Here is a 23,927-nt window from a genome sequence, read left to right as displayed (position 1 = left end):
GGGTGCCGGCTCGATTGGGTCGCTTCAGCCGAGACGGAGCATCGCCTGTTCCTGACCGAGATAGACGTACCGAGCAGCGAGCGGGCCGCCCCTCGGGTTTTGCGTCATCTGAATCTTCACGTCCCCCGACTCGTCGAGCATCTTCATAATGTCTTCGAAGACGCGGGGCGCGAACTTCCCATTGATCCGCTTCGTCAGGGCCGTGCGGCTCAGGCCGACCGAGCCGGCGTCGGCGACGAAACGCTTCACTTCCTGATATTGCCGCTGGAAGTCGGAGTCCGCGAGGCGGGTCCGCATCTCGTCCATCGCGGACTCGGCCGAGATGCGCGCGACCTCGAAGCCCCAATCGAGCATTTCGGGGGTCAGGAACGGGGCATCGGGGTCAACGCCGACGGCGAGGATACAGGCGAGCTTCTGAGCGTTCTCGGCGATACGGCCATAGATCGACGAGAACTCGGGCGGGCCGAGGTCGCTTTCGTCCTCGATCTCGGCGATGCGGGTGAAGATCATCTTCTTCGTCGCTGGGGCGAAGCCGATCGCCAGGGTGGCGACTTCCGTCGAGCCGTCGTTCGTCATGCCCGACAGGTTGCCGCCGCGCTGCTCCATGATCTTGTGAAACGTGTCGATGATCGAGCGCGGAATGTCCTCGATCTCGCGCTTCGGCTCAGAAGTCCGCGGGCGCGGGCCGTCAACGGTCATGATGATATTGCGGCCGAGGAAGCCGTCGGTCACGAGCTTCGATCCGACGCTCGCCCAAAAGTCTTCCGGCGTCGAGGTCGCATAGATGCAAAGGTTCGGCGCGTACTGAACCTGACCCTTCTCGCCGGCATAATCGGCGCCACGGAACACGCCCGCCGAAGACCCGTAGTATTCGAGCATGAAGTCGCGGATCATCATGACGTGAGGCCCTGACCGACGGTCAGAGATGTCGCGCATCATTCCCGCATATTCGTCGAGCATGTAGAGGGTCGCGGGCTGTTGCTCCATTTGCTTGCGGAGCGCCGAGCCCGACATGATCTTCGAGCCGCCGACGTGTTTCCCCATACCGTGGCGCTCGAAGAGGTAGTTCAGGCACTTGCGGGCGTGATCCTTGCCGTAGGTCGAGCCCGCGAGATTGATGATATAAACGTTCGTGCGAAGGTTCGTCGGCGTCTTGTAGTGCCGGCCCGACATCGTGCCGATCGCCGCGAGGGCGGCGCCGAGCGCCAGGACGCGCGAGGGCTTCGGCGCGCTTTCCGTGATCCAATCGACCATTTGACCGACGAGGCCGGGCGCGTGCGAAAGCTCTTCGAGCCGACGGTAGCGTTCGAGCTTCCGATCGACCGTCGCGCTCGGGATCGCGGCCTCGGGCTCATAGGGAAGGCCCGCCAGTGCCGCGGCGATGTTGCCGAGCGGGACGGCCGGGGTCGGACGTGGGGGCGAGACGGCCTCGGGCGCGGGCTCAGAAGCCGCCAGAACGGCCGCGGGCACGACGGGCGCGGGAAGTGCCGCGGCGGCGGCTCGGGCTGCCTTGGCGCGCTCGCTAGGCGACGAGGGGCCGGCAACGATGTCGATGATCCCGCCGAAGTCATAGCCGATCCACTCGCCGAGCCACTTCGCGGCCGTGTCGAGGTCGTCGCCGAGGTCGCACGCCGCCATCACGACGTTGAGGGGTGTGTAGGTCTTATCCCCGTCGCCGAAGTCTTTGATCCCCCGCGGGTCGAAGCTCAGGTTAAGCGCCCGCTTCTGAGGCGAGTTGCCCTTGCTGGACGGGCGCCAGTGCGGGACCGCGCGCCAGCCGCCGCCCGACTGACGGATCGAGCGATAGAGGTTAAGCTTCGGAACCCATGCGTCGAGGTTCGCCAGGGCGTCTTCGTTCAGGCGGCGGAAGAAGTCGGTCGATTGCGAGACGGATTCCTTGATCTCGCCGCCGAACTCGAAGGTTGCCTCGGGGGCGTACCCGAGCGGCTTCAGGGCCTCGGCGATCAGGTCGGCCACGTTGTCGGGGACCTCGGGAAGCTCGGCGAGCGGCGTGTCGAGCAAGGTGCGCTCGGTCATCCACACGTAGGGGCGGCCCGTCCGCGGATGGATCGAGGGCGGGAGCACAGATTGCTTGCCGTCCGATAGGAGATCGACGGCGCCCACCTTGTCGATCTTGAAGGCGCGCGACCTGATCTTCGCCGTATTGCCGCGGAACGCCAGGGTCAGGCCCTTGGCGCCCTTCTTCGCGACGAAGGTCGGCGGAAGGGCGGCCATGACGTGGCCGACAGCTTCTTCAAGGTCGATATCGACGAGCACGAGACCGTTGCCGCACGCGACGCCAACGCCCGCGTTCGGCCATGCTGTCCACGTCTTAACCTGGAATGCGGGAGGCAGGACTCCGCAGAACTTCGACCAACCACGCATCATGCGCCACTCGCCGCCGATGAAGGCGCCGGGGGCCTTGTCGCCGGGCGCGATCGGCAGGGCGGAATAACCGCGTGCGATCAGCGCCGGGCCGGCTTCGGCGAAGGGGGAGAGATCAGAAGGGTGCGGCATGTGACAACAACCGGGAGCGCATGTTTTCGCCGAAGGCGTTCAGGACGATCTTGAGGAAGTGAATCCACTCTTCCTCGGTCAGGTCGGCAAGGTTGAACTTGTCGATCGACTCCAAGTAGGCGCCGGCCTCTTGACCGGCCTCATGAAGCGAGAAGGCTTCATACTGTGAAAGGTGCTTCCGCGGCATGTGAAAGACCGTCTTTCCGAGTGTGAGGCAGTCGGGTTCGTCGCAAAGCCAAGCAACGGGTTTGCCTTGTCTTGGGGCGTAACCGAAGCCGACCGCCGCGCGCCGGCAAACGGCGCAGCACACGGGCTCGACATCGAACTTGTGGATCAGCATGGCGGCCTTAATTCGCGCGATCGAGGCGGCGCTTCAGGTCGCGCACGGTATTGAGGGCCGAGCGGTAGTCGCCGGGGGTGCCGCCGAAGGCGAACCGGAAGGGCTCGGGCGCCTTCACGAAGACGAAGGGGTGCTTCCCGCCGAAGCCGACCTCGAAGTCGAGGCCGCGTTCGGTCAGGAACGCGCTCACGGCGATGAAGGTATCGTTTCGGCGCAGGCGGGAAAGGAACGTCGGCTTGCTCACGCCGCGACCCCCATCTCGCGCGCGGCGAGCTTGCGACCGCAGACCTCCCAATACCGGCCCGAGGCGCGGATTCGGACCTCGGCCGTCTCGCGAAGCTCGCCGACCCGATCGAGGGTCGCGTCGATCGTCGGCGGGGTCGGCTCGGCGCCGCCGTGATCGCGCCAGAACTTCGCGAACCGATCACGGGCGAACCCGTCATGCTCGGGGCAAATCCATTCCTTGTGAACGACGAGGCCGCAAAGGTACTCGACGCGCACGCTCGGCTTCCCACCCGGCTTGTCGTGCCGGAAGAACGTGCGTTCCGTGACCTCGACGAACTGCGCCGTTGACTTCGAGATGATCGGGACCGCGGCGGCCGTCGCGGTTAGCTTTTCATCGACGTTCCGTTCGAACTCGTGGCCGCAATCGGGGCACTCGCGAAGACCGGCCAAGATCAGCGAGTGGCACGACGGGCATTCCTTCACGGGCGCGTCGCCCTCGCCCTTGCCGGGCTTCTTCACCTCGACGGCATCGACCGGGCCGTGACGGCGCACGTTGCCGGCGAAGTCGAGCACGAGGCAATCGGCCTTCCCGTTGCGGATCGAGGACTCGATGTCGGGGCCAATGCAACGGGTGCCGCGGCCGACCATTTGGACATAGAGCGAGGTTGAAAGGGTCGGCCGTAGCATCGCGAGAAGGTCGATCCTCGGGTCGTTAAAGCCCGTCGTCAGAACGTTGGCGTTCGTCAGAGCTTTGAACTTTCCGGCCTTGAAGTCGCGGATGATCCGGTCGCGCTCGCCCGACGTGAGATCGCCGTGAACCGTCTCGCATGTGAAGCCGCGGCTTCTGATCTCTGCCGCAACGTCGTGTGCGTGCTGAACGCCCGAGCAGAAGCAAAGCCAAGAGCGCCGGTCGTGGCCGTAGCTCACGATTTCATCGACGGCCGCCTTCGTCTTCTCAAGATCATCGACGACAAGCTGAAGTTGCTTCGCGTTGAACTCGCCGCCTGAGCGCGAGACGCCCTTGACGCTGATCGTGCTCGCGGTCGCCTTCGAGATCAGAGGCACGAGATAGCCCATCTCGATCAGGTCGCGGATCGTGATCTCATAGGCGACCGAGTCGAAGAGCTTGTCGTCGCCCTCGTCGAGGCGGCCGGAGTCGAGCCGATACGGCGTCGCCGTCAGGCCGAGGATCAGCATGTTCGGATTGATCGCCTTCAGGGCAGCGATGAACTTGCCGTACATCGTCTTCGCGTCGGGCGGGATCAGGTGAGCTTCATCGACCATCAGCAAATCGACGTGACCGATCTTCGCCGTCTTATTATAGACCGTCTGAATACCGGCGAAGAGGATCTGAGATGACGCCTCGCGACGGCGTAGCGAGGCCGAGAAGATGCCGGCGGGCGCCCAGGGCCACATGCCGATCAGTTCCTTGTAATTCTGCTCGATCAGTTCCTTGACGTGCGTGATCTGGACGATGCGCGTCGTCGGCTCGATGTCGATGAACTGGCGCATCAGCGTCGCCAGGATCAGCGACTTGCCGCCGCCGGTTGGGATCACGAGCAGCGGGTTCGACTCGGGGTTCGCGGCCCAATAGGCGAAGAGGGACGTGCAAGCCGCTTCTTGATAGGGGCGAAGCGTGAGGGCCATTAATTGAGCCTCCCGTTCCAGCCGCGGAGATGCGGGCGGCCGAGGTCGATCGCGTCCCGCATCGCCGTCGAGTAGGCGAGGAAGGAGTCGCCGGGGATCAGGTCTTCGTCGGCGCCGCGGCCGTGAGCCTCGGGGTCGAAGGGGACCTTCGCGACGAGACCGAGATCGAGCAGCAAGGCCCGAAGCGTCATGCCGTCGATCTCACCGACCGAGACGACATAGGTCGCCAGGGCGGCGATCTCGGCGGCGACCGTCACGGTCGCGCCGAGTGCCGGCGGCGGGGGCGCCAGGGCGCCGGGAGGGCTCTCGGAAAGCGTCAGCATGTCAGGCGGCCTCGAATAAGGGGGCGTTGACGGGGGCGGCGGCGCGCGCCGGGTATCCGGGGAGATCGACGAGGCTCGGGGTCCCGCCGAGCTTGCCGACCTGATTTCCCCACTGACTCCAGCCGGGGCGCGCGTAGCGGGCGAAAAGCTCGACGTAGGGGCCGGCGACGAGGCGTTCGACGCGGCTGTAAATCCCGTGCGGCTTCTCGGAATGCTTGCCGCGGGGCGCCGAAATCCAACGCTGAACGTCGGCGTTCACGCGCTTCGGCTTCCCGCGGGTCATGAGAAGGCATTGCTCGGGGTTGGCGCGGGTCCAATAACCCATGCCGACATGCTGACGATGACCGCGGCCGGTCTTAGTCCAATAGAACCCGACCGTCTTCGGCGTGAACCCCCACGCGCGCCCGACCTTGAAAGCTTCTTCGAGAAGAGGGTCGATCGCCCAAAGTAGAAGAACCGCATCGTCGGCCGCGATGCTTGCGACCGGGAGCGCCTTGATCTCGTCGAGCGTCATGCAATCGTAATGCTGCTCGGGCGAACGGCCTTTGCCCTTCGACGAGCGCGTGACGAACTGCCAAGCCGGGTCGGCCATGATGACGGGGAAGCCGGCGCTCACGACATCGCCTCGAAGGCGTCGGGCGTGCGATCCTCGACGACCTTCACGGCGCGCACGTACTCGCACCGGACGGGGCGAGCCTCGCGGGCGGGCTGATACGCCAGGGCGTGGCAGGCGGCGCAGTAGGGCTTCACGGCGACCGAGACTGGGTTGCCGCACACGAGCAGGCTCAGGCGCTCCCCGGCGACCGGGAAGCGGCATTGATCGAGGCGGGCGTCGAGGAACGGGACCGACATCAGGCGGCCACGTCTTCGAGCACGACAGCCTCGTCGGCGACCCGCGGCTTGCCCGAGCCATCGACCCACGTCGAGCCGTCCTTCAGCTTGTACGTGACCGTCTCGGCGTCTTCGTCGGCGTCGAGCAGTTCGCCGGGCACGAGCGCCGGCAGATAGAGATGTGCGCCGCACCCCTCGCGCTGCTCGTCGGGGGTCAGCGGCTTGACCCACCGGGCGCACGAGATCGTCGCGTTTTCCAGCCGCTCGGCGGTTGCATGAAGACAGGTGCGGCAGTTGACGCGCGGGAAGGCGCCCTCGTGGCAAATGCCCTTGAAGCGACAGAAGCCGCACTTGAAGGCGGTCTTTGCCTTCGGGTTCGTGTGGAGCTTCGCCGGGGGCTCGTGCATCGCGACGATCCGCTCGGCGTTTGCGAGCATACGGATCGCGGCGTCGTGATCCGTCTCGACTCGCTCGCAATAAATCTCGCCCGTGTTCTTATTGCGCAGCATATAAAGACCGCGCTCGAAACCGAGAAGATGAAGGTAGGTGTTAAGCTGAACCCAATGCGAGAAGTATCCTTCGCGAACGGACTGAGCCTTCGCGACGGCCTTATAATACTTGTCGCCCGCCGACTTGCACTCGACGACGTGCCAGGTCTTCGGGGCCTCGGGGAGGCCGAGAACCTTGCCGTCGATCTTGCCGCGGACGAAGCCGAAGACGGCCGAGACGCGGACTTGCTTGCCCGTGAAGGGATCGACGGCCTCGACCTCGCAACCGATCATGCGGAGCGAGTTCAAAAGGCGCTCTTCCTCGATCTCGCCGGTCTCGAAGGTGATCGCCTTCAGGCCGGTGATGACCTCTTGCGGGGCCGCCCAGCGGAGCGCGTACCAGACGGCGCGGTCGCACTCGTTTCCGAGGTCTGAGATCGAGATGCCGAGCCCTTCCCAGGACCGGGCGCGCGTCGCCGCATAGGCGGCATAGATCGCATCGACCGTGTGAGATTGAGGGGGCGGGATCAGTGCCATCGCGGCAAGCCTCGGGCGTTCGCGCCGACGTAGGCGCGTGAGGGGGAGTCAGGTTTCAAAGGGGGTGCCGGGTTTGACCTCCCGCCCGGCGAAGGCGTCGCTTAGGCGGCGAGCGGGGCGCCGATGATCGCGGCGATCCGCTCGGCGGCGGCGTCGGCCTGAGCGATACTCGCCTCGGAGTCGCCGACTTCGACCGTGCGCGCCTCGATCTCGCGCTTCAGGGTCTCGACCTTCTCACGCTTGCGCGTCGAGAAGGTGCGAAGGCGCTCGACCGTCTTGCCGAAGGTCCCGAGAATTTCGGCAAGCTCGGGCTCGCCCTTGAAGATGTTCATGTGATCGGCTTTCGAAGGGGGGTGCGGGGGCAGGGGAGGCCGGGGCTCATGACCCCGGCCGAGGAAAGGTCAGGCCGGCTTCTTCCAGGGCAGGCCGGGGCGGGCGCCAGCGGCGGGGGCGCCGGGGCGGTTCGCGTTCTGAGCGGCCGGGGGCGTCGGGGCCGGCTTGTCCACCGGGGGAGCCGTGTCTTCCTCGAAGTGATACTTCTTCACGATGTTGCGGCTCCGGTCGTCGCCGTTGCTCGCCTTGTAGTTTTCGACGCCGAGGTTCGCCCAAAACGGTTGATAGAGAAGCTGATCGGTATTCGTGACCTGACGCACGCCCGTCGCGCGGCACAGGGCCGAAAGCTGCTCTTGGCCGATCTTCTGAGCGACCGGGTTGTCGTGACGGATATTCAGCCGCTCGAAGACGGTGCGGCCGGTGAACTCGGCGGGGCTGATGACCTCGGCCTTGTAGCTGAGCACGGTGCCCTTGCCCGACTTCGCCGGGGCGACATCGGCCTCGACGATCTGAACCTCGTAGTCGCCGACGGGCATCGGCTCGAAGCCCGAAGACGGGGCAACTTCGTCGGCGTTGAAGTCCATCCCAAGATCGGCCATGGTCTCAATTCTCGCTTTACGGTTGAAGGAAAGGTGAAGAGGGGAGGCCCGCTTACGCGGCGGGTCGGAAGAACTTGTCGAGAGCCTTGAAGCCGTCGCCGCGCTTGTAAGGAAGCTCGGAAGGCATGTTGTAACGGTTCTTCGCGATGAAGCCGGGACGCTCTTCGACGTAGATCACGCGGGTTCCGCCGCCCTCGCCGTGGGTCACGGTCTTATTGAACCCGGCTTCGACCTTCTTCAGGCTGACCCGATAGTTCAGGAAGGCGATCAGGTCCGTCGAAGCCTCGATCAGGTCGGCGGCGCGAGCGTGGAGATTGATCCGGTAGCGCGAATAAGGATCGGTCGTCGGGGAGTCGAACCGCTTGATCTCGGTGTGACCGAGCAGGATCACAGTCATCCCGCGATCCTTCCGAAGGGCGCCGACGCCTTCGAGGACTTCCTTCCAAATGTTCTCGGCCTCGACGTAGCCCTTGCCGAAGCCGGGGTCCTCGATCGAGGCCCAGCCCTTGCGCTTGCACGCCTCGGCCCAAATCGAGGACTCGAGTTCCGAGAGCGAGTCGATCACGAGGGTCTGAAACTCGTGCTCTTCCGTGTAGAGCGCCGAGATCGCCGACATGACCTCTTCGAACGTCTTGACGCCCGACCAACCGTCGAGATCGACGCCCGTCGGGGCTTGCTCGCCGTCGAACTGAATCCACACGGCGCCAGGGAACTCGGCGGCGAGGGAGGTCTTTCCGACGCCCGGAACGCCGTAGAAGAGGGCGATCGGCGAGGACGTGTTTTTGAGCTTCTTCAGGTTGGAAAGGGACAGGGCCACTCGTGAATCCTCTAGTGCTGCGTCTCGCCCGACCCGATCTTCAGGGCTTTCCGCCAAGCGTCCCGGTCGGTCAGCGCGTAGCCGGCGCCGAGGATCGTGCGGATTTCCACAGAGAAGGGGCGGGTTTTCTTGCGGATGCGATGAACGAAAACGTCCATCAGCTTCGGAGCGGGACGATCGTCGATGTCACCGTAAAGAACGGCCATCATTGACGGCTTTGACACGACCTCGGACTTCAAGAGCATCCTGAAGAGCTTGTCTTCGAAGGCAGTAAGCCCCCAATCGCGCGGCGCAGTTACAGCGGGCTCCACGAGAGAAGCGCGAAGCTCTTCATTCTCGGTGCGGAGACGGGCGATAATCGCCCCGGCCTCTTCGCTATTAAAGGTTGCCGCGTGCATCTGTTTACCGCGCAGGACATTTTCGTATGACGAAAGGGCGTTCGACCTTGACCGATGCACACGCCCGACTTAATCGGTTGTTTGGGCCGCCGATCGGTCAGCGCCGTTGACAGCTTGTAACCGCCGCACCCAAGGGAAGTCAACGGATATGACGGATAAAACGGATATTCCCCGGACGGTTCCATGGATAGGGCGACGGAACCCGTTGACAAGTTTCGGATTTAACGGATCGTATAGGGTGACGAAGCGAAAAAGGGGATCGCAGAATGTTGGCGAGCGCGCTTGCGCCAGAGGTAGACGCAATGTCGTCGCTTGATCTGACGCGCGAAAGAATAAGAGAACGCCTCACGAAGACGGGGCTTTCGGCAAACGACGCAAGTAGAAAGGCCGGTCTCGGACTGTCCTACGTAAACGATCTTTTGACCGGAAAGTCTAAGCGTCCCGTTCCCCATCGGCTTGCGCAATTGGCCGAAGTTCTCGACTGCGATGTCGGATATTTACTCGGAACTCTCGATAAAGCTCGGCCGCATTTGAAGCTAGTTCAGAGCGAGCCCGAGGCGACATCATCCTCGACGGCCGACTTCGCGATCCCGATATACAATGCCGGATTCCCTGACGCTGACGGATTCTTCAAGATCGACGAGAACTCGAAGGTCGAGACTGTCTTCACCGCCTCGCGAATGCTTGGCCCCGGCGTCACGTATGGCATTGTCGTCCCCGACGACAGCTATGCGCCGCGGTACTATGCCGGCGAGCAGATATTCGCGCATCCGAATCGCTCGGTTTCCCGCGGCGGCTTTGCGGTTGTACGCATGAAGGATGGTCGCGCCACGATCTGCCGTGTCGTGTCGCTCGGCGAGACGACGGTGATCTCGCGCCTTGCGGACGGTCAAACCCGTGAAATCCCGCGTGCTGAGATTGAAGGTGTGCATCGCGTCGTCGGAAGCGTCGAGAACTTCTGACAAAGTGATCGGATCGAGGGACGCCCCGATCCGTCATATCCGTTGACCCGACGGATATAAGGGTTTACGGTCCGTTGCATTCCAATTGGGAGCGACGGACGTGCAAGCCACACTCACTCAATTCGAAACCTACGGCGGCGCCCTCGTCGATCTGATCGAACCCCGCGTCGAGGACATCAGCTTCGACGATATCGCGATCTCGCTCTCGCGCATCGCGCGCTTCAACGGCCATAGCCGGGCGCCGTACACGGTCGCGCAACACTCGTGCATCGTCGCGAACTTCCTGCCCGAAGAGCATCGCGTTCACGGCCTTCTTCACGACGCTCCCGAGTACGCGACCGGCGACCTCACGAGCCCACTGAAGCTCGCCCTGTCCCTGATTTGCCCCGAGTTCCGCGCCGCCTTCAAGCGGATCGAGGGCGCCTTCCGCGTCGCCATCTATCAGGCGGCCGGCATCGCGCTCCCGACCCCCGAGGTCGAGGCTATGGTGCGCCGGGCTGACCTGATCGCGCTCGCGACCGAGCAGCGCGAAATCATGCTTTCGCCGAACGCCTGGAACCTCCCGCTCCCCGCGTCGCCTCGCCGGATCATCCCGGTCGATCAGAAGGCCGCGTTCCTGATGTACGCCGACGCCCTCGCCGACTGCGGAATCCTGCTCGGCGCTCCCCGCGCTCGCGCCGCCTGAACCCTCACGACCGAGCACGAGCCCGACAATGAAGCTCACGATCTCCCGCAAGGCCCTCGCGGACCTCATGGCGAAGGGCGGCTCGGCCGCCGCTAAGAACTCCCCGGTCCCGATCATCGGGCACGCGCGCCTCGTCGCGAAGGCCGGCGTGCTTCGCGTATCGACGACCGACTTCGAGATGCAAGCCGAGGCTTTTGCCGAGGCCGCCGTCGAGGCCGAGGGCGCCGCGACCGTGAGCGCCGAGAAGCTGACCCAAATCGTCGGACGCCTCCCGCCCGACGCTTCGATCTCGCTCTCGCTCGAAGGCGCCGACGTTGTTCTGAAGGCGTCGCCGGGCCGAACCCGCCTGAAGCTCGCGACCCTTCCGCTCGATCTTTGGCCGGCGCTCGACTTCAAGGCCGACGGCGCCGCCGTCTTCGACCTGACCGGCGGCGAACTGACCCGGCTCTTCGCCCGCACGTATGAGTCTGCGAAGGTGAATAACACCGCGACGACGATCGCGTGCGTCTTCCTTCATGCGCGCGACTGGCGCGGGACCCCGAGCCTCGCCGCCGTGGGGACGAACGGCCACATTTGCATCGTGACGGCCGTTGCCCTTCCCGAGGGCGCCGAGGCCATGCCCGTGCGCGGCGGGCAAGCCGGGGTTCTTCTGAGCTTCGAGACCGTCGCCGCCGCCCTGCGCCTCTTCAAGGGCGCCGAGAAGGTCCGCATCCGTGTGACCGATCGCGTGATCGCGCTCGAAGACGGGCACGCCCGTTTGATCTCGAAGCTGATCGACGCGACCTATCCCGATTATCAGCGGATCATCCCGGCCCCCTCGCCGACGCGCGCCATCATGAACCGGGCTCGCGGGCTTTCGGTCGTGACGCTGCTCGAATCCTTCTCGACGAAGGATCAGGGGCACAAGCTGGAATGCGGTGCCGGAACCGACGGCTTGATCGTGGCGGCTTCCGAGGCCGGCGGCGAGGGCTTCGATCAGGTCGATGCGACGATCGAGGGCGAGATCACGCCCTTCGGCGTGTCGTCGCTCTATCTGAAGCTGATGTTGAACGCCTACGGCGTCGAGCGTGTCGCCTTGTCGTTCGGCGAGCGCGGCGCGGCGATCCTCGTGTCGGCTGACGACGAGCCCGACACCCTCGGTGTGCTGATGCCGATGCGCGTCGCTGGCGACCTCGTGCGGAGGCTTTCCGCATGAGCGTCCGCAAGGCGTGGTTCATGTGGCGCCAGGGCTCCCGCGAGCCGCGCCGGTCCGTTGTCTTCGACAGCCTCCCCGGCCCTGACGGTCGGGCCTACGGCGGGCGAATACTCGCCACTCATGAGCTTCCACCGATCACAGTCGAGGCGATCGAGTCGGGTTCCGCGAACCTTTCTGACCTCGCCGCCATCTATCCGCCGCCGATCGACGCTAAAGGGGCCGAGTCGTGAGCCGCCGCCATCCTGAGCCGAAGAAGCTTCGCCCTTCCACGATCACGATCCCCGATCGCGTCGGCCCGCACGTCAAGCTCGTCTTCGCCGAGATGCGCCGGCTCGGTCAGACTTACGATAACGTCGAGGCCGGCTCGGGGGTGAACCGCCCGACGATCAAGGCGTGGCGCCATAAGAACCGCCCGAACCTCGACTCGATCGAAGCCGTGCTCGGCTTCCTCGGCTGGGACTTCGTGCCGGTCCCGCGCTCGAAGGTTCTTCCGGCCGAGGTCGAGAACGAACTTCGGGACGTGGCCGCCCGCCTCGATCTCACGATGCCGCAAACGATTCAGGCCCTCGTCGAGGTCGTCACCGGCATTCACGGACGCTTCGGTTCCGGCCCGCACGCGGCCGAGAGCGCCAGGACGCCCGAGAGGTCCGTCGAGCCCGCGCCGCGCCGTCGTGCCCGGCCCGTCATCCATCCCGATCAGGCGACGTTCTTCGAGGCCGCAAGCCATGCCGTCCACTGAAGCCGTTCTTCCGTTCCCGCCCCGTATCCTCGCGAAGGCCGTCGCCGCTCAGTATTGTGGCCTGACCGAGAAGGGTTTCGACGAATGGGTGAAGACCGGAAAGCTTCCGCGAGCGATGAAAGGGACTCGTCGATGGGATAAGGTCGCCCTCGACATCGCCCTCGATAGACTTTCCGGCGTCGCTGATATTAAGTCTGGACAGGAAGTGAAGGCGAGCGGCCTCGCTTCGTGGGTTGAAAAGCGTAAGGCGGCAAAAAATGAAAGGCGTTAAGCCGATCCGAAAGAAACGGCCGGACGGGTCTGTTTCGATCCTCTATTATCATCGGGCGACGATGCTTCGCCTCCCCGATGATCCCGACTCGCTCGCCTTTAAGATCGCATTCGATAGCGCGACGCGCCAGTTCGAAGAGGCACGGTCGGACGTAAAGACACTTTCATGGCTGATCCGAGCTTATCAAGCGTCGGACGACTGGCGCGGCCTGAGCGACAAGACGAAGGAAAACGAACTCTTCAATCTCAGGGCGGTCGAGGCCGAGTTCGGAACGCTCCCGCTGAAGGACATCGAAGAGCGCGGCGCCCGTGCGGTCTTCCTCGAATGGCGCGACGAACTCGCCGAGCGACATCCGCGGGCGGCCGACGCGAAGCTCGCTCGGCTCGCGAAGGTTCTTTCGTTCGGGCTCGATCGCGAGCACGTCTCGGTCAATCCGCTCGCGACCTTCCGGCGCGTGTATGACGGCGACCGTTCCGACAAGCTTTGGCTCCCCGAGCACGTCGAGGCGTTCAACGCGAAGGCGCACGAGCATCTTCGGGTCGTGCTGACGCTCGCCCTCCACACCGGGCAACGTCAAGGCGACCTTCTGGCCTTGCGCTGGACGGCGTATGACGGCGAGGCGATATCGCTGAAGCAATCGAAGACCGGCGCCGAGGTCTATATCCCATGCACGGCCGCCCTGCGCGAAACCCTCGACGGCCTTCGCAAAGCATCTTCCGAGCTTCCCGAGGGCGCGCCAGGGCGCGACTTCGTGCTCGTGAACTCGGTCGGCAAGCCGTGGGTTCGCACGGCCTTCTCGACGGCGTGGGACCGCGCCTTCGACCTCGCCTTCCCGCGGCTGAAGCCCGGCGAGAAGGGGACGGCGCCGCCCGATCTCCACTTTCACGACCTTCGCGGGACGGCCGTGACGATGCTCGCCGAAGCCGGTTGCACGGTACCCGAGATCGCGTCGATTACAGGTCACACCCTGAGCAGCGTCACGAAGATACTTGAGAGATACTTGAGCAGAACAAAGATGCTCGCGCGTTCTGCTATTGAGAAGCTTGAAAAGAGGATGAAAGTCGCATGAGGCCGACAGACAAAGCCGCTCAGGCCGGTCGTGATATCCTCGCGGCCTTCCGTGACCGCGCCGCGATCGAGACGGCGAACGCCGACCTTTGCGCCTTCATTCTCGCCGCGGCCGAACTCGCCGCGACCGAGCCGGTCGCCGCCGAGATGATCGGCGCGATCATGGAGCCCGACGAAACCGAAGCCGAGTGGGAGGCCCGGCGCGACCGGGTGCGGATCGTGATCCGCAACACGGTCCCGCCTGAGCAGTCTCGGCCGCCGCGCCCAGACGAGATTTGGGAGAACGCCGACCCCGATGCGGGGCTGAAGCGATGACCGGCATCGTGATCGAGGGCGAAGACCTTCAGGTCGATCCGCGGCTCGTCGATGGCGCGCGGATGCGCCTGAAGCCGGGCTTCTACGTGCGCGACCGCGGCGAGCTTCTGAGCGTGCGTGACCCGATCTATCCCGAGCGCGTGCGAGCCGCGCTCGGCCTCGGCGAGGCCACTCGGAACCTGATCGCCGTGCATCTCGACGGCGAGCCCGTCGTGCTCGAATCGGCCGTGAATGAGATCGAGTGCTTCCCCCTCGGGTACTGGCGCGCCGCCGTCCATCTCTTCGCGAGCGACCGACGGCCCGAGGCCGTGACGCTTTGGCTTCCCGCCACCCAACGCTGACCGCGCCGTCAAAACGGCCTCGCGCCGCTCTCGATCGGGCGAGGGATCGCCGCCACGGCGCGCGACCGTAGGGCTTTCAGCCGGCGCCGGTCGCCGACTCGCCATTTCAGGTGCCCGAGCAGGCGAAGCGCCTGAGCCGCGAGCAGGGCGTCGGTCGGCCCGAGGCTGATCCCATCCCCGGCCGCGCCCTCTTCCAGGGCTTCGGCAAGCTCGACTTCATACGATACAAACCGCGACAATCTGACCGCCCCCGCATTCGACGCACTTAATAGAACAGAACGAGAACACGAACGCCATAGGAAAAGTTTCACGCTCCACAACCGGAGCGCCGGATTATGCAACGGATACAATCAGGCTCGATCATAAAGGGCAGGGACCCCCGGCTTGCTTCGGAGGGCGTTTCTCGGGGGCGGAAACGGGTCGGAAACGCGGAAACGGGGCCTTTCGGCCCCGTTTCGCTTCGTCAACGATTTCAGTGGGTTAGACTGAAGAATTGGTCGGAGTAGCAGGACTTGAACCTGCGACCCCCTGTCCCCCAGACAGGTGCGCTACCGGGCTGCGCTATACTCCGTCAGGTCCGTACCGAAGTCCGTCGGTCCCGCTCTTCGTCCCCGAACTTCGCATCCCTGGGGGAGGTGCGATCGACCGGGAGAGCGGTACGACACCCCTTGGCGGGGTGGAGGCGTCTTAGCTTTCCGCCTTGCGGGACGCAACCCCTAAGGTGGCTCCGAACACCGGCTCTTGGTGTCCGGAGCATGAATCCTCAAGCGTGCGACGGGGTGGCGTGGGGATCGTGCTTGTCGGGCGTGGTGTCGTGGGGGTTCTTGCCCCGCTTCTTCGCGAGCCAGATCAGCCCGTTGCGGATCACCACGTAGAAGACCGGGGTGAGGAACAGGCCGAACAGGGTCGCGCCGATCATCCCGAAGCACACGGCGGTGCCGAGCGCCTGGCGCATCTCGGCGCCCGGACCCGTGGCGATCACCAGGGGTACGGTGCCGAGGATGAAGGCGAAGGCCGTCATCAGGATCGGGCGCAGGCGCAGGCGGCAGGCCTCGACGGCGGCGGCCACCGGTCCCTTGCGTTCCGTCTCCTCGAGCTGGTGGGCGAACTCGACGATGAGGATGGCGTTCTTGGCAGCCAGTCCCACGAGAACGATGAGTCCGATCTGGGTCAGGATGTTGTTGTCCTGCCCCCGGAACTGCACCGCCGCGAGGGCCGCGAGTACGCCGGTGGGGACCACGAGGATGATGGCCAGTGGCAGGGCCCAGGATTCGTACTGGGCGGCGAGCACGAGGAACACGAGGAGCACGCCGAGAGCGAACACGTACACGGCGGTGTTGCCCGTGGCCTTCTGCTGGAAGGCGATCTCCGTCCAGTCGTAGGAATACCCTTCCGGGAGGGACTGGGCGATCTTCTCCATGGCGTCGAGGGCCTGTCCGGTGGAGATGCCGGGCTTGGCATCGCCCTGGATCGGCACCGAGTAAAACAGGTTGAAGCGCTGGACGATCTGCGGACCGCTGATCTCGCGGATCGAGGCGAGGGTCCCCATGGGCACCAGAGCGCCCGTGGATGAGCGCACCTTCAACTGCTCGATGTCTCGCTTCTCGAGGCGGAACGGCGCGTCGGCCTGCATCCGGACCTGATAGATGCGGCCGAAGGCGTTGAAGTCGTTGACGTAGGCGCCGCCGAGGTTGGATTGCAGCGTGGCGAACACGCTGGGCAGCGGCACGTTCAGCATCCGTGCCATGGTCCGGTCGATGTCGATGAACAATTGCGGCGTGTCGTTGCCGAAGGTGGTGAAGACGCGCTGCACTTCCTTGCTCTGGTTGGCTTGGCCCAGCACCTCGTTGGCGGCCGCGAGCAGGGGGGCGATGGCCGAGCTCTGGCGGCTCTCGATCTGCATCTTGAAGCCGCCGCCGTTGCCGAGACCGCGCACCGGGGGCGGCGGGATGAACAGGACGCGGGCCTCCTGAATCCCGGCGGTCGCCTTGAACACGTCGCCCGTGATGGCGGCGGCGGTGCGTCCCGTCGCGGCCCGTTCCTTCGCCCCCTTGAGGGTGAGGAACATCACCGCGCCGTTAGTGGTGTTGGTGAAGGTAGCGCCGTCGAAGCCCGAGATGATGACGGCGTTGGCCACACCGTCGACCTTGCGGGCCAGCTCGGCGGCGTGCCGCACAACCTTCGTGGTCCGCTCCAGGGCGGAGCCGGCGGGCAATTGGACGACGCCGATGAGATAGCCCTGGTCCTGCTGCGGGATGAAGCCTGTCGGCACGGTGCTGACGAGGTGCAGGGTGCCGGCGAGGACGCAGCCGTAGACGATGAGCATGCCGATGAGGCCGATCACACGCCCGGTGAGGAATTGAATGACGCGGGCGTAGCCGTTGGACAGGGCGTCGAAGCCGCGGTTGAACAGGTGGGCGCACCAGGCGATGAAGCGCGCAACGAAGAAACGCGGCTTCTTCTTCTCGTGGTGGGGCTTGAGGAGCAGCTTGCAGAGGGCTGGCGACAGGGTCAGCGAATTGAACATCGAGATGATGGTCGACGCCGCGATGGTCAAGGCGAACTGCTTGTAGAACTGCCCCGAGATGCCTGGGATGAAGGCGGTGGGGATGAACACCGCCGACAGCACGAGGGCGATGGCCACCACCGCGCCGCCGACCTCGTCCATGGTCTTGTGCGCGGCGTCGCCGGGCGAAAGCCCTTCGGCCATGTTGCGCTCGACGTTCTCCACCACCACGATGGCATCGTCGACCACGATGCCGATGGCCAGCACGAGGCCGAACAGGGTGAGGTTGTTCACCGAGAAGCCGAAGGCCGCCATGGCGGCGAAGGTGCCGATGAGCGAGACGGGAATCGCGATCACCGGGATCAGGGCCGTGCGCCAGCTCTGGAGGAACACCAGCACCACGATGACCACGAGGACGACGGCCTCGAACAGGGTCTTATAGACCTCGTGGACCGATTCCTCGATGAACTCCGTCGGGTTGTAGGCGATCTTGTACTCGACGCCCGGCGGGAAGTTCTTGGCGATGGTGTCCATGGTCTGGCGCACCTGGGACGCCGCCTCGAGGGCGTTGGTACCGGGCCGCTGGAACACGCCGACGCCCACCGCCGGGGTCGAATTGAGGAAGGACTGCGTGGTGTAGTCCTTCTGGCCCATCTCCGTGCGGGCGATGTCCTTGATCCGCACGAGGCGCCCGTCGGCCGCCTTGACGATGACCTCCGTGAACTCCTCGGGCGTCTGGAACCGGCCCTGCGACTGCACCACGAGCTGGAAGGCGTTCGAGGCCGGGGCCGGCGGCGCGCCGAGTGCTCCGGACGCGACCTGTACGTTCTGCTCCTGAAGGGCGGTCAGGACGTCCGTGGTGGAGAGGCCGTAGGCGGCGAGCTTGTTGGGATCGAGCCAGATGCGCAGGGCGTACTCGCTGCCGCCGAACACCGTGATGTCGCCGACACCGTCGAGGCGCAGCAGCTCATCGCGGATACGCAGGTAGATATAGTTCGACAGGTAGTTCTGGTCGTAGGTGTTGTCCGGCGACAGCACGTGCACGACGAGCATGAGGTCGGGCGAGGCCTTGCGGACGGTGACGCCGAGGTTGCGCACGTCGGGCGGCAGGCGCGGCTGGGCGACCGAGAGACGGTTCTGCACCAGAACGTTCGCGATATCGAGGTTGGTGCCGACCTTGAACGTGACGGTGAGCTGCATGTTGCCGTCGTTGGTCGACAACGACGTCATGTAGAGCATGTTGTCGACGCCGTTCACCTCCTGCTCGATGGGCGTCGCGATGGTGGCCGCCACGGTCTCGGCATTGGCGCCCGGATAGGAGGCGCGCACGACCACGGTGGGCGGCACGATCTCAGGGTACTGCGAGACGGGCAGGGATTCGTACGACACGTAGCCGAGAATCAGGAAGATGATCGACGTCACGGACGCGAAGATCGGCCGATCGACGAAGAAGTGGGCAAAACGCATCGGATGAACCTTTCGCCGCTCCGGGATCGTGCGACCCGGACGGGACCGTCTCTTCGTCGGCGGTCGTGCCCCCGGATCGCCGGTGATCCGAGGGCACGTTCAATATCGTTGACGACCGGCGATCCGCCGGGCGCCGTCTCGGGTCCGCCCCGAGCTTGGCGCACCATGAACGCTTGGGGTCGGGGTCGCTCGACCGGGCGGGGCCGGTGCGCGGTCCCGACTCCCGTCAGGTCTTGCTCGGCGGCAGCGTCGTCGATTCGGCTGCGACCTTCGCGCCCGGGCGGACGCGGGACAGGCCGTTGACCACGACGTTCTCATCGCCCTTCAACCCATCGCGGATCACGCGGTAGCCGTCGACCTTCGGTCCGAGCTTGACCTCGCGCGAGGCCACCGCACCGTCATCGGCCACGATGTAGACGACGCGCTTGTCCTGATTGGCCGCGATGGCATCGTCCGGCAGGAGGACGCCCTGGTAGGGCTTCGTCGCCGGCAGGGAGACGATGCCGAACAGGCCGGGCTTGATGAAGCCGTCCGGGTTCTCGACGGTGGCGCGCAGGAGGACCGTTCCGGTGGCGTTGTCGACGCGGTTGTCCACGAAGTCGAGGACGCCCTTACGGGTCGGCTTCTCGTCGCCCGTGAGGGCGATCTGGATCGGGACGCCCTTGCCGCGCTGGGTCTGGCCCATGCCGATGCCGAGGGTGGCCTGGTACTTCAGGAACGAGCGTTCATCGACGGTGAAGCCGAAGTAAATTGGGTCGAGCGACACGATGGTGGTCAGCTGGGTCTGGTCGGTGATGACGATATTGCCTTCGGTGACGAGACGCCGGCTGATACGGCCGGAGATCGGCGCCTTCACCTCGGTGAAGTCGTAGTTGAGCTGAGCCTGGCGCAGCTGCGCGTCAGCGCTGTCGACGTCGGCCTGGGCGGTCTGTGACGCCTGGCGGCGCTGGTCCGTCACCTGTTCGGAGATGTTGCCCGACTTGCTCAGTGTCTGGGCGCGGTCGAGGTCGGTCTGCGAGAAGTTCAGCCGGGCCTTGGCCGAGACCAGGGCGGCCTGCGCCTGATCGAGGGCGGCCTTGTAGGGACGCCGGTCGATGACGAAGAGCAGGTCGCCCTTCTTCACCGTGGCACCGTCCTGGAAGTTCACCTTCTCGAGGTAGCCCGTGACGCGGGCTCGCACGTCGACGATCTCCACGGGGTCGAACCGCCCTGTGTAGGTGTCGGTCTCGACGATCTCGCGCACCACGGGCTTGGCCGTCGTCACCTTCGGGGGTGGCCCGCCCGGCGCCTGCGCGAGGGCCGGCAGTCCCGCCAGTGCGAGGCCGAGAGCCGGAAGAAAACGGAAGAGCAGGCGCCTGCGCATATCGATAATCCCTATGCCTTGCGAGCTAAACGTCCGTCCTCAGCCGTGTCGTGCGCTGACGCACATGCTCTGCTCGATGAAGATGAACGCATCGAGACTTGGCATCACGGAGGTGAGGAAACCGGGCGTCGCGCTCCTAGCGCGCGATCGTTTCGCCGGCGGCGTACCAATCCTTGAAGCCGCCGACATAGTGCGCGTCGATGCCGAGCCCAGCCCGTTGCGCAGCGGCCAGGGCATGGACGGACCGCACCCCGGCGGCACAGGAGAAGACCGGCCGTCGTCCACCCTCGGACACGAGGGCGGCGATGGCTTCGGGATCGAAGGTCGACAGGGGGTGGGTCACCGAACCGGGGATATGTCCACTGGCGTATTCGTGCGGCTCCCGCACGTCGATGAGCAGGATTGTCCCCGCGGCGAGCCCCGCCTTGACCGTGTCCCGGTCCAGATCGACCACGTTCATTGAACCGTCCTCATATGTCCGTTCCTGTCTAGGCGCGTAGCGGGAGGGCCGCAACGCGGTCGGCCAGCAGGGCATCGACGATCGCGAAATGCGCCGTCCAGTCCGGGGGGGCGTAGCCGTCGAGGCTGTGGCGGAGATCGGCTCCCAGGGAGGAATTTGCGGCGCTCAGGGCCTCGACGGATTCGCGCCAGCCCGAACCGTCGAGGGGATCGAGCAGGTGGGCGAAGCCCCCGCCGATCTCGCGGTGGACGGCGATGTCGGACGCGACGACGGGGAGGCCGCAGGCGGCGGCTTCCACCACGGGCAGCCCGTAGCCTTCCGCGAAGGAGGGCATCAGCAGGGCGGTGGCACCCTGGAGCAGGCGCGCGAGGCCGTGGCTCGACAGGCCGCCGACCTCGATCACGTGGGCCCGCACGGCCGGGCAGCGCTCCAGCATATCGACGATGTTTTCCGCCTCCCAGCCGCGCCGCCCGACGAGGACGAGGCGCGGCGTCGCCGGCCCATGGCTTTGGGCGAGGTCGCGCCAGAGGTTGAGCAGGCCGAGATGGTTCTTGCGCGGCTCGATGGTGCCGCAGGTCACAAAGGTCGGGCGGTCCGGCACCAGGCTCGGTGCGCCGGACCCACGTTGGAACACGGGCTCGACGCCGAGCCAGGCCACCGTCGTGGGCTTCGCCGGCAGGCCGCGCGCGCCAAGATACCCCGAGAAGTGGGCTGCCACGTCCGCCGAGTTCACGACGACGTGGTCCGCATGGGCCGCGATGGTGCCCATGCGGACGGCGTGCCGCTCGGCCTCGCCCGGCCGGCCGTATTCGGGATAGGCGATGGGAATGAGGTCGTGGACGAAGAACACCGGACGGATGTCGCGCCGGCCGTAGAGCCAGTCGAAGCGCTCCGGCCGGTCGAGGCGCAGGTGTGACGTGTGGAGGTAGACCGTCCCGCGCGGCAGGCGGTCGGAGCTTCTGGCGCGCAGAACCGTCGCGGCGGTACGCAGTTGCAGGCGGCGGCGCGCGGCGGCGGCCTGACGTCGCGACGCCGGGGCGGAGGCATCCCGCCCGGGGATGTCCCGCACCGGCGACCCGAGGCTGGCGGCGAGGTGGCGATAGACCGGATCGTCTTCCGCCGCGCGATCCTCGATCCAGCCCGCCGCCACCGCCTCGACGATGGCGCGAGCTTCATCCCGTTCGAGCACCTTCGGGCCGAGGGCCGTCGAGACGACGCCGAAGCGCGCGCCGGTCTGCCCCAGGACATGGCGGGCATAGGCGAGGTCGACCCGGTCGATCCCGCTCGGGCTGGCGTGGCGCAGCCGCGTGATGAGACGGGTGAGATCGAAGGCGATCGAGGGGACGGGCATGATTCTCCGGCTGCGTTCGGGCGCGCCACCGTATCGAACCGGTCGCGATCCCGCCTATATGCTTGGCGCGATCCCGCAACGCCATCCGGCCCAACCCGAGCAACGTCCGTGTCACCCGGTTATCTGCCTTTCGCGGGCGCTCTCGCCCTGCCTGCCTATACGTGCGACAATTGTGGCTTCTGGCAACGCCATTTCACGGCGCCGCCGTCGTGCCCCATGTGCCTCGACGCGCGGCACGTGGTGCCGCAGGACGGCTGGCAGTTCTGGACGGAGGCCGAGGCCCAGGCGCGCTTCCCCTGTCACTGGGAAGAGCTGGAGCCCGGCGTGTGGCGGTTCTGGAACGACCCCGTCTCCGGCATCGGCCCGAGCGCCTATCTGATCCAGACGCCGGCCGGAAACATGGGCTTCGAGGCCTGCCCGGTCTTCAGCGAAGCGGCACTCCGGCACATCGCGGCACTCGGCGGCATGCAGATGCTGTCGTCCTCGCACCCCCATGCCTACGGCGCCCTGGTGCAGCTGCAGGACCGGTTCGACCCGGAGCTCTGCCTGCCGGCGGCCGATTTCGTCTGGAGCGCGGCGTTGCAGGTCTCGTGGCCCTACGACGATTTTCTCGAGCCCCTGCCCGGGTTGGAGCTTCACCGCACCGCCGGCCATTTCGACGGTCACGCCGTGCTGTTCGACCGCTCGCGGAAAATCCTGTTCTGCGGCGACGCCCTGAAATTCGAGCTCGATCCGAACGATTTCCGGCGCGCGGTGACGATCTCGGCCCACAAGGCGTTCGTGCGCGGGGTGCCGCTGACGACGAACGAGTTGCGGCGCTACCGCGACGTGTTCGCCGCCCTCGACTTCACCCAGACCTGGACGCCGTTCGAGCCGGCCGCGAATTGTGGTCGACGCGAGGTGCTGGCCCTCATCGACGGCATGCTGGCGAACCGCCCGCATGCCGCCCCGGTGCCGCTGGATTCCCTGAGGCGCTGACTGCGTCGCGCTCTTCAGGCCCGTCCCTTCGCGGTCTGGCCGAACATCACCTTCTTGGCGTCCTCGCTCATGGTCTTGCCGTGATCGGGATTGACCTCCGGCGCGCGGGCATAGGCGGCCTTCGTCGCCGGACGTTCGGCGATGGCCGTGAACCACCGCTTCAGGTGGGGGAAGTCCTCGAGGGTCTGACCCTGCTTCTCGTAGGGCACGATCCAGGGATAGGCCGCCATGTCGGCGATGGAATAGTCCGGGCCCGCCACGAAGGCCCGGTCCGCGAGGCGCCGGTCGAGGACGCCGTAGAGCCGGTTGGTCTCGTTCACGTAGCGGTCGATGGCGTAGGGGATCTTCTCGGGCGCGTATTGCGAGAAGTGGTGGTTCTGGCCGAGCATCGGCCCGAGGCCGCCCATCTGCCAGAACAGCCATTGCAGGATCTCGGCGCGGCCGCGCAGGTCAGGGGCGATGAAGCGGCCGGTCTTCTCCGCGAGGTAGAGCAGGATCGCGCCGGATTCGAAAAGGGAGACCGGTTCGCCGCCGCCCTCCGGCGCGTGATCGACGATGGCCGGCATGCGATTGTTGGGGGCGATGGCCAGGAAGTCGGGCTTGAACTGGTCGCCCGTGCCGATGTTCACCGGCTTGATCGTGTAGGGCAGTCCGGTCTCTTCGAGGAACAGCGTCACCTTGTGGCCGTTCGGCGTGGGCCAGTAATAGAGGTCGATCATCGGGCAGTTCCTCGGCTTTGATGCGCCGTCCGGTGCGTACGGTCCTGGCGGCGTCGCAGGCCGAGGTGGGACCGGCGCGGGCCGGGTTCAAGCGGGCTCATGCGGTTGCGACGAGGGATCGATCGAATGCAATGTATTCGCGCGCCCTTCGCTTAAGAGTCGGCATGCTCTGCTGTCCATAACCGATAAGGAGATGGACTATGATCAGTGCGGTGTCGATCAGCAGTGGCGGGATGGCCCTGGCCGCGCAGCAATTCGCCGAAACCGCCAAGGACGTCGTCGTTTACGGCACGAGCCTGCCTTCGCCGACGCAGGTCAGCCTGTCGAGCATGGCGCTGGAACTCATCGCCAACAAGAACGACGTGTCCTTGAATGCCGCCGTGCTGCGCTCGTCCCTCGACACGGAAAAGCGCGTCCTCGACATTCTCGTCTGAGTCTCGCTTACAGAACGC

Annotated in this window: 28 protein-coding genes and 1 tRNA gene; 11 read left to right on the top strand and 18 right to left on the bottom strand. The window is 65.6% G+C overall.

Going from position 1 to position 23,927, the window contains the following annotated elements; genetic code table 11:
* Positions 1-24 precede the first annotated feature (24 nt).
* The 12 genes from MFF01_RS13475 to MFF01_RS13420 form a co-directional block, all read right to left on the bottom strand.
* The gene (locus tag MFF01_RS13475; protein ID WP_238226134.1) at positions 25-2,517 is read right to left on the bottom strand and encodes a bifunctional DNA primase/polymerase; all 2,493 of its coding nucleotides are present in this window, start codon (positions 2,515-2,517) and stop codon (positions 25-27) included.
* Positions 2,501-2,857 carry a DUF6511 domain-containing protein gene (locus MFF01_RS13470; RefSeq protein ID WP_238226133.1) on the bottom strand — a complete coding sequence of 119 codons (357 nt, stop codon included), beginning with the start codon at positions 2,855-2,857 and terminating at the stop codon, positions 2,501-2,503. The genes MFF01_RS13475 and MFF01_RS13470 overlap by 17 nt, the downstream gene beginning before the upstream one ends.
* Positions 2,858-2,864: 7 nt before the next feature.
* Complete coding sequence (locus tag MFF01_RS13465; RefSeq protein ID WP_238226131.1) at positions 2,865-3,101, bottom strand: hypothetical protein; 237 nt, start codon at positions 3,099-3,101, stop codon at positions 2,865-2,867.
* Positions 3,098-4,729, bottom strand: a complete 1,632-nt coding sequence (locus MFF01_RS13460) for a DEAD/DEAH box helicase (protein ID WP_238226129.1) — start codon at positions 4,727-4,729, stop codon at positions 3,098-3,100. The genes MFF01_RS13465 and MFF01_RS13460 overlap by 4 nt, the downstream gene beginning before the upstream one ends.
* Positions 4,729-5,052 (bottom strand): hypothetical protein, encoded by a 324-nt coding sequence (locus tag MFF01_RS13455; protein ID WP_238226127.1) that lies wholly within the window; start codon positions 5,050-5,052, stop codon positions 4,729-4,731. Before MFF01_RS13455 ends, MFF01_RS13460 begins: the two co-directional genes overlap by 1 nt.
* Position 5,053: 1 nt before the next feature.
* Positions 5,054-5,668, bottom strand: a complete 615-nt coding sequence (locus MFF01_RS13450) for an MT-A70 family methyltransferase (protein ID WP_238226126.1) — start codon at positions 5,666-5,668, stop codon at positions 5,054-5,056.
* A complete protein-coding gene (locus tag MFF01_RS13445) occupies positions 5,665-5,904 on the bottom strand; it encodes a hypothetical protein (RefSeq protein ID WP_238226124.1) in 240 nt (79 codons plus the stop codon). Before MFF01_RS13445 ends, MFF01_RS13450 begins: the two co-directional genes overlap by 4 nt.
* On the bottom strand, positions 5,904-6,908 hold the full coding sequence (locus tag MFF01_RS13440) for a PD-(D/E)XK nuclease family protein (RefSeq protein WP_238226123.1): 1,005 nt from the start codon (positions 6,906-6,908) through the stop codon (positions 5,904-5,906). Before MFF01_RS13440 ends, MFF01_RS13445 begins: the two co-directional genes overlap by 1 nt.
* Before the next feature lie 101 nt (positions 6,909-7,009).
* Positions 7,010-7,240, bottom strand: coding sequence for a hypothetical protein (locus MFF01_RS13435; protein WP_238226121.1), 231 nt, complete (start codon positions 7,238-7,240; stop codon positions 7,010-7,012).
* Between the two features lie 69 nt (positions 7,241-7,309).
* Entirely contained in the window at positions 7,310-7,840 is a 531-nt protein-coding gene (locus MFF01_RS13430; RefSeq protein WP_238226119.1) for a DUF669 domain-containing protein, read from the bottom strand.
* A gap of 52 nt (positions 7,841-7,892) precedes the next feature.
* The gene (locus MFF01_RS13425) at positions 7,893-8,657 is read right to left on the bottom strand and encodes an ATP-binding protein (RefSeq protein WP_238226117.1); all 765 of its coding nucleotides are present in this window, start codon (positions 8,655-8,657) and stop codon (positions 7,893-7,895) included.
* An 11-nt stretch (positions 8,658-8,668) separates the two neighbouring features.
* Positions 8,669-9,055: a helix-turn-helix domain-containing protein gene (locus MFF01_RS13420; protein WP_238226115.1), complete on the bottom strand. Its 387-nt coding sequence runs from the start codon at positions 9,053-9,055 to the stop codon at positions 8,669-8,671.
* Between the two features lie 266 nt (positions 9,056-9,321).
* Between MFF01_RS13420 and MFF01_RS13415 the strand changes: the two genes are divergently transcribed.
* The 9 genes from MFF01_RS13415 (at position 9,322) to MFF01_RS13375 (ending at position 14,631) form a co-directional block, all read left to right on the top strand.
* Positions 9,322-10,017: a LexA family transcriptional regulator gene (locus tag MFF01_RS13415; RefSeq protein WP_238226114.1), complete on the top strand. Its 696-nt coding sequence runs from the start codon at positions 9,322-9,324 to the stop codon at positions 10,015-10,017.
* 100 nt (positions 10,018-10,117) lie between these two features.
* Positions 10,118-10,702, top strand: coding sequence for an HD domain-containing protein (locus MFF01_RS13410; RefSeq protein WP_238226112.1), 585 nt, complete (start codon positions 10,118-10,120; stop codon positions 10,700-10,702).
* Positions 10,703-10,730: 28 nt separating this feature from the next.
* Complete coding sequence (locus MFF01_RS13405; protein ID WP_238226110.1) at positions 10,731-11,897, top strand: DNA polymerase III subunit beta; 1,167 nt, start codon at positions 10,731-10,733, stop codon at positions 11,895-11,897.
* Positions 11,894-12,127: a hypothetical protein gene (locus tag MFF01_RS13400; protein WP_238226108.1), complete on the top strand. Its 234-nt coding sequence runs from the start codon at positions 11,894-11,896 to the stop codon at positions 12,125-12,127. Before MFF01_RS13405 ends, MFF01_RS13400 begins: the two co-directional genes overlap by 4 nt.
* Positions 12,124-12,636, top strand: coding sequence for a hypothetical protein (locus MFF01_RS13395; protein ID WP_238226106.1), 513 nt, complete (start codon positions 12,124-12,126; stop codon positions 12,634-12,636). Before MFF01_RS13400 ends, MFF01_RS13395 begins: the two co-directional genes overlap by 4 nt.
* Complete coding sequence (locus MFF01_RS13390; RefSeq protein ID WP_238226105.1) at positions 12,623-12,907, top strand: hypothetical protein; 285 nt, start codon at positions 12,623-12,625, stop codon at positions 12,905-12,907. Before MFF01_RS13395 ends, MFF01_RS13390 begins: the two co-directional genes overlap by 14 nt.
* Positions 12,894-13,976 carry a tyrosine-type recombinase/integrase gene (locus tag MFF01_RS13385; protein ID WP_238226104.1) on the top strand — a complete coding sequence of 361 codons (1,083 nt, stop codon included), beginning with the start codon at positions 12,894-12,896 and terminating at the stop codon, positions 13,974-13,976. The genes MFF01_RS13390 and MFF01_RS13385 overlap by 14 nt, the downstream gene beginning before the upstream one ends.
* On the top strand, positions 13,973-14,290 hold the full coding sequence (locus tag MFF01_RS13380) for a hypothetical protein (RefSeq protein WP_238226102.1): 318 nt from the start codon (positions 13,973-13,975) through the stop codon (positions 14,288-14,290). Before MFF01_RS13385 ends, MFF01_RS13380 begins: the two co-directional genes overlap by 4 nt.
* The gene (locus tag MFF01_RS13375) at positions 14,287-14,631 is read left to right on the top strand and encodes a hypothetical protein (protein WP_238226100.1); all 345 of its coding nucleotides are present in this window, start codon (positions 14,287-14,289) and stop codon (positions 14,629-14,631) included. The genes MFF01_RS13380 and MFF01_RS13375 overlap by 4 nt, the downstream gene beginning before the upstream one ends.
* 494 nt (positions 14,632-15,125) lie before the next feature.
* Here MFF01_RS13375 and MFF01_RS13370 read toward each other — a convergent pair.
* The 5 genes from MFF01_RS13370 to MFF01_RS13350 form a co-directional block, all read right to left on the bottom strand.
* Positions 15,126-15,202, bottom strand: a tRNA-Pro gene (locus tag MFF01_RS13370).
* 192 nt (positions 15,203-15,394) lie between these two features.
* Positions 15,395-18,604 carry an efflux RND transporter permease subunit gene (locus MFF01_RS13365; RefSeq protein WP_238226098.1) on the bottom strand — a complete coding sequence of 1,070 codons (3,210 nt, stop codon included), beginning with the start codon at positions 18,602-18,604 and terminating at the stop codon, positions 15,395-15,397.
* Between the two features lie 226 nt (positions 18,605-18,830).
* On the bottom strand, positions 18,831-19,967 hold the full coding sequence (locus MFF01_RS13360) for an efflux RND transporter periplasmic adaptor subunit (protein WP_238226096.1): 1,137 nt from the start codon (positions 19,965-19,967) through the stop codon (positions 18,831-18,833).
* Between the two features lie 136 nt (positions 19,968-20,103).
* On the bottom strand, positions 20,104-20,427 hold the full coding sequence (locus tag MFF01_RS13355; protein ID WP_238226094.1) for a rhodanese-like domain-containing protein: 324 nt from the start codon (positions 20,425-20,427) through the stop codon (positions 20,104-20,106).
* 28 nt (positions 20,428-20,455) lie between these two features.
* On the bottom strand, positions 20,456-21,778 hold the full coding sequence (locus MFF01_RS13350; RefSeq protein WP_238226092.1) for a glycosyltransferase family 4 protein: 1,323 nt from the start codon (positions 21,776-21,778) through the stop codon (positions 20,456-20,458).
* Between the two features lie 108 nt (positions 21,779-21,886).
* On the opposite strand from MFF01_RS13350, the gene MFF01_RS13345 reads away from it, so the two are divergent.
* Entirely contained in the window at positions 21,887-22,756 is an 870-nt protein-coding gene (locus MFF01_RS13345) for an MBL fold metallo-hydrolase (RefSeq protein ID WP_238226090.1), read from the top strand.
* A gap of 14 nt (positions 22,757-22,770) precedes the next feature.
* Here MFF01_RS13345 and MFF01_RS13340 read toward each other — a convergent pair whose 3' ends face one another.
* Positions 22,771-23,475, bottom strand: a complete 705-nt coding sequence (locus MFF01_RS13340) for a glutathione binding-like protein (protein ID WP_238226088.1) — start codon at positions 23,473-23,475, stop codon at positions 22,771-22,773.
* A gap of 200 nt (positions 23,476-23,675) precedes the next feature.
* Between MFF01_RS13340 and MFF01_RS13335 the strand changes: the two genes are divergently transcribed.
* Entirely contained in the window at positions 23,676-23,909 is a 234-nt protein-coding gene (locus MFF01_RS13335; protein ID WP_238226086.1) for a hypothetical protein, read from the top strand.
* Positions 23,910-23,927: the final 18 nt, after the last annotated feature.

Source organism: Methylobacterium adhaesivum (assembly GCF_022179065.1).
Lineage (GTDB): Bacteria > Pseudomonadota > Alphaproteobacteria > Rhizobiales > Beijerinckiaceae > Methylobacterium > Methylobacterium adhaesivum.
The sequence above is the reverse complement of the archived record's forward strand: the minus strand, read 5'-3'. Positions and strand labels throughout refer to the sequence as shown.

Coding starts and splice junctions, on each gene's coding strand:
- MFF01_RS13470 (WP_238226133.1), bottom strand. CDS start 2,857: ATGCTGATCCACAAGTTCGATGTCGAGCCCGTGTGCTGCGCCGTTTGC.
- MFF01_RS13440 (WP_238226123.1), bottom strand. CDS start 6,908: ATGGCACTGATCCCGCCCCCTCAATCTCACACGGTCGATGCGATCTAT.
- MFF01_RS13405 (WP_238226110.1), top strand. CDS start 10,731: ATGAAGCTCACGATCTCCCGCAAGGCCCTCGCGGACCTCATGGCGAAG.
- MFF01_RS13365 (WP_238226098.1), bottom strand. CDS start 18,604: ATGCGTTTTGCCCACTTCTTCGTCGATCGGCCGATCTTCGCGTCCGTG.
- MFF01_RS13455 (WP_238226127.1), bottom strand. CDS start 5,052: ATGCTGACGCTTTCCGAGAGCCCTCCCGGCGCCCTGGCGCCCCCGCCG.
- MFF01_RS13475 (WP_238226134.1), bottom strand. CDS start 2,517: ATGCCGCACCCTTCTGATCTCTCCCCCTTCGCCGAAGCCGGCCCGGCG.
- MFF01_RS13350 (WP_238226092.1), bottom strand. CDS start 21,778: ATGCCCGTCCCCTCGATCGCCTTCGATCTCACCCGTCTCATCACGCGG.
- MFF01_RS13355 (WP_238226094.1), bottom strand. CDS start 20,427: ATGAACGTGGTCGATCTGGACCGGGACACGGTCAAGGCGGGGCTCGCC.
- MFF01_RS13420 (WP_238226115.1), bottom strand. CDS start 9,055: ATGCACGCGGCAACCTTTAATAGCGAAGAGGCCGGGGCGATTATCGCC.
- MFF01_RS13430 (WP_238226119.1), bottom strand. CDS start 7,840: ATGGCCGATCTTGGGATGGACTTCAACGCCGACGAAGTTGCCCCGTCT.
- MFF01_RS13360 (WP_238226096.1), bottom strand. CDS start 19,967: ATGCGCAGGCGCCTGCTCTTCCGTTTTCTTCCGGCTCTCGGCCTCGCA.
- MFF01_RS13380 (WP_238226102.1), top strand. CDS start 13,973: ATGAGGCCGACAGACAAAGCCGCTCAGGCCGGTCGTGATATCCTCGCG.
- MFF01_RS13385 (WP_238226104.1), top strand. CDS start 12,894: ATGAAAGGCGTTAAGCCGATCCGAAAGAAACGGCCGGACGGGTCTGTT.
- MFF01_RS13375 (WP_238226100.1), top strand. CDS start 14,287: ATGACCGGCATCGTGATCGAGGGCGAAGACCTTCAGGTCGATCCGCGG.
- MFF01_RS13415 (WP_238226114.1), top strand. CDS start 9,322: ATGTTGGCGAGCGCGCTTGCGCCAGAGGTAGACGCAATGTCGTCGCTT.
- MFF01_RS13400 (WP_238226108.1), top strand. CDS start 11,894: ATGAGCGTCCGCAAGGCGTGGTTCATGTGGCGCCAGGGCTCCCGCGAG.
- MFF01_RS13460 (WP_238226129.1), bottom strand. CDS start 4,729: ATGGCCCTCACGCTTCGCCCCTATCAAGAAGCGGCTTGCACGTCCCTC.
- MFF01_RS13435 (WP_238226121.1), bottom strand. CDS start 7,240: ATGAACATCTTCAAGGGCGAGCCCGAGCTTGCCGAAATTCTCGGGACC.
- MFF01_RS13335 (WP_238226086.1), top strand. CDS start 23,676: ATGATCAGTGCGGTGTCGATCAGCAGTGGCGGGATGGCCCTGGCCGCG.
- MFF01_RS13390 (WP_238226105.1), top strand. CDS start 12,623: ATGCCGTCCACTGAAGCCGTTCTTCCGTTCCCGCCCCGTATCCTCGCG.
- MFF01_RS13445 (WP_238226124.1), bottom strand. CDS start 5,904: ATGTCGGTCCCGTTCCTCGACGCCCGCCTCGATCAATGCCGCTTCCCG.
- MFF01_RS13340 (WP_238226088.1), bottom strand. CDS start 23,475: ATGATCGACCTCTATTACTGGCCCACGCCGAACGGCCACAAGGTGACG.